Source organism: uncultured Flavobacterium sp. (assembly GCF_963975005.1).
Classification (GTDB): domain Bacteria; phylum Bacteroidota; class Bacteroidia; order Flavobacteriales; family Flavobacteriaceae; genus Flavobacterium.
In genome coordinates this window covers 1-2943 of the sequence record NZ_CAXBFR010000192.1, presented here as the reverse complement: position 1 = coordinate 2943, position 2943 = coordinate 1, and the positions used below count along the sequence as shown (strand labels likewise).

Here is a 2943-nt window from a genome sequence, read left to right as displayed (position 1 = left end):
AAGCCATTGAACAAAACCGTTGTTGTGCGTTCGGCTTTTTAAACTAAGGCAAAAGGAATAATCTCCATCCGCTCCAATAATCTCTATAATTCTCTTCAAAGCTTTTTAATTCGCTTGACTTTGGTAATTTATTTTTTTGAGCGAAATTATTATAATCATTTTCGTTTTCAAATTCCGTTATTTTATCTGAATCAATATCATAAATGAAATAATTGTTTTCAAAATCATAAAAATTACTACTCAAATTTCCACATAAAGTATTGTTTTTTATTTTAAAATGTGTTAATTCAATTTCATTTTCATCGCTTGTTTTTATTCCGTTTAATTTTCCATATTTCGTCCAGTTTATGTTGCTTATTTCTTTTGTAAAGCTAATGGGAATCCTTGCACTATCTCCAAGTCCATGATTTCCAAATGGTGTAAACATATACAATAAAAGTAAAATTGAAATAGATAACCAAAGTATTTTTTTTGATTTTAGCCATTTTTCAACCCAAACAGGTTTTTTGTTTTTTGGAATATGATTATAAATAAAATATAAAATTGATGAATAAATATAAGCTAATACTGCGATTTTCAAAAGTTCAAATATAAAATGACCTAAAGACTCCATTTACTCGTTTTTTTTTCGTTTAGTTCGGATAAGCTGACGCACAACGTTTTGCAGCTAGCGAAAGCCACAAAGATTTAAGACTAACCACAACAAATATAAAATTAAAATTGGAAAATCCGACAGGATTTTCAAGAAGTTGACCAAGCGTTTGTGGTTTTTGCTAACCGTTGTTACAAGCAGTTTATCTTAAAAATTATATCCAACAGATAATCTAAATAAAGTATTAGTTAAACTATGTTTGTCATTATAAATATCTTCATATTCAAATATTTTCGAAAAACCTTTGTAAGTGCTTAATTCGATAAAGTAATTTTTAAATTCGACACCTCCTCCAACATTAAATCCAAAATCTATATCAGAATTTACGTCACCTAAATCATTACTTAATTTTTCAGTATTAACTAAATAACCAACTTGCGGTCCAGTTATTAAATATATTTTATTCCAAAATTTAAATTCTAAAGGAACATTCATATAGGAAAGTTTGTAATCAAGTTTTGTAAAACCATAAGGAACTGTTTGTTCTGTTTTTACTCTGTCTCCTTGTTGCGAGAAAACTAATTTTGGTCTAAAAGTAATTTTTTCATTTAGTTGCAAATTATAAGCAACCCCTAAATGCAGAGAAACTGAACTTTCATTTAATAAGCTTTTATAAAGTCCATCAGTTAAGAAATTATAATTTATACCAGTAAAAACTGAAAATTTTTCTTGGGAATATGTATTAAACTGTAAGAAAAAAACAATAATGATAAGGGCATTTTTTTTCATAATAAATTTTAAAATTGTTTTAATTATTTTTTTTTGCGCAATATTGGGTTTAAATTGCATGTAACGTTTAGTGGCTTTATAAAGTGGCTTTGATTAATCACAGACCAACACAAATATAGACAAATTTTCGATTCATAGAGGTTTTTCCGAAGGAAAAACCAAGCCCAAGCCATTTTATAAAACCATTGTTAGCAAACGTTTTATTAGTTTATAGTTTTAATATTGTTTTTATATTCATTTAGACACTTTTCATCTAATTCAATAAATATATTTGATTCACCACTTCTGTTTCTTTTAAATTTATGTATATGAATTAATTCTAATGTTTCTAAATCGACTAAAATTTTACAGCCTTTATTTCCTTTTTTATTTACAATATTAAAACTCAAATAATATGGCATTGTTTCTTTAGAATGATACCATGATGCAGATAAATCTAATTCCGAATTTTTTTGTTCATCAAAATAAATTTGCAAACATTTTGGGAAGACAATTTCTTTATTGTTTAATCTTAATTTCTTTTTATTTATATCAAAATTTGCTGGACTAAAGTTTTTTGGCAAACCTATGATATTCCCATTTTTTTCAAGTTGTAAAGAAGTATCTTTATGTAATACATCTGAATTATTCAAAAACAGAAATGATATTAATATTAAAAATGTCTTCATTTGTAGGTTTTTTTGGCAATGTTTGCTAACGTTTGGCGGCTTGCAGAAGTTGCGGACTTCGAAACCGTATAATTTTCTACTAAGATAGAATTTCTTGCGAAAGAAATTTACCAATTTTGCAAAATTCTCGCAATTTCTGCAAACCGTTGTTAGCAGTAGCTTTTTATTCTAAAGTTACGCAAATTCCAATGTGGTCGCTTAATTTTTTATTATGATTCCACGTTTCTATTTTTACATTTTTATTCTCAATAAAACTTTTGCTAACCACAATATGATCAACATTATTTTCGATTTCTGAAGTTAAGTTTTTAAGCTTTAAGTTTTCGAAAATTAAATTCAACTTATTTCTTGCATCGTGACTTGGATAAACTCTACCAGAAAAAGTAACGTTAAAATCACCAATAATGGAAATTTCATTTTCCGTTTTTAGATTTTCAAAATCTTTAAGTTGGTTTTCTAAATCACTTTTAAACCTTTCTCCAATTCCTCCAAAAACACCAATAATTGTTCCGTAAACAGTTAGCATTCCATTTGGAGTTTCTATTTTGGCACAAACTGAAGTAAAACTATCATAAGTTTTATGTTGAACAGTAATTTTATATTTTGTCCAAATTGTTGTTCTATTTTCTCCAGTTTTATATTCAATTCCATCATAACCATTTATCAAATTTTCTGTTGATAAAAATGAATATTCGTCACAAAGTTTAATTTTAGAATTAGTTTCTGTCAGGATTACAATATCAGCATTATATTCTGCAAGTTTTTCAAGAATTAATTGATTTTCTGATTTCGGTCTTTCGATATTCCAAGTTAAGATTTTCATTATTTTCTTATCTACTACGATTTTTCTGAAAGTTAATGCTAACGTTTTGCGGCTTTGTTTCAGTGGCTTGT

Annotated in this window: 4 protein-coding genes; all 4 read right to left on the bottom strand. The window is 26.8% G+C overall.

Annotated features, from left to right (window positions below):
• Nucleotides 1-43 precede the first annotated feature (43 nt).
• Nucleotides 44-613 carry a hypothetical protein gene (locus AACZ53_RS14345; RefSeq protein ID WP_339839858.1) on the bottom strand — a complete coding sequence of 190 codons (570 nt, stop codon included), beginning with the start codon at nucleotides 611-613 and terminating at the stop codon, nucleotides 44-46.
• 186 nt (nucleotides 614-799) lie between these two features.
• Nucleotides 800-1381: a porin family protein gene (locus AACZ53_RS14340; protein ID WP_339839856.1), complete on the bottom strand. Its 582-nt coding sequence runs from the start codon at nucleotides 1379-1381 to the stop codon at nucleotides 800-802.
• 203 nt (nucleotides 1382-1584) lie between these two features.
• Nucleotides 1585-2049: a hypothetical protein gene (locus AACZ53_RS14335; RefSeq protein ID WP_339839854.1), complete on the bottom strand. Its 465-nt coding sequence runs from the start codon at nucleotides 2047-2049 to the stop codon at nucleotides 1585-1587.
• 163 nt (nucleotides 2050-2212) lie between these two features.
• Nucleotides 2213-2943, bottom strand: a 731-nt coding sequence (locus AACZ53_RS14330) for an endonuclease/exonuclease/phosphatase family protein (RefSeq protein ID WP_339839852.1), incomplete at its 5' end; no start/stop codon positions are given.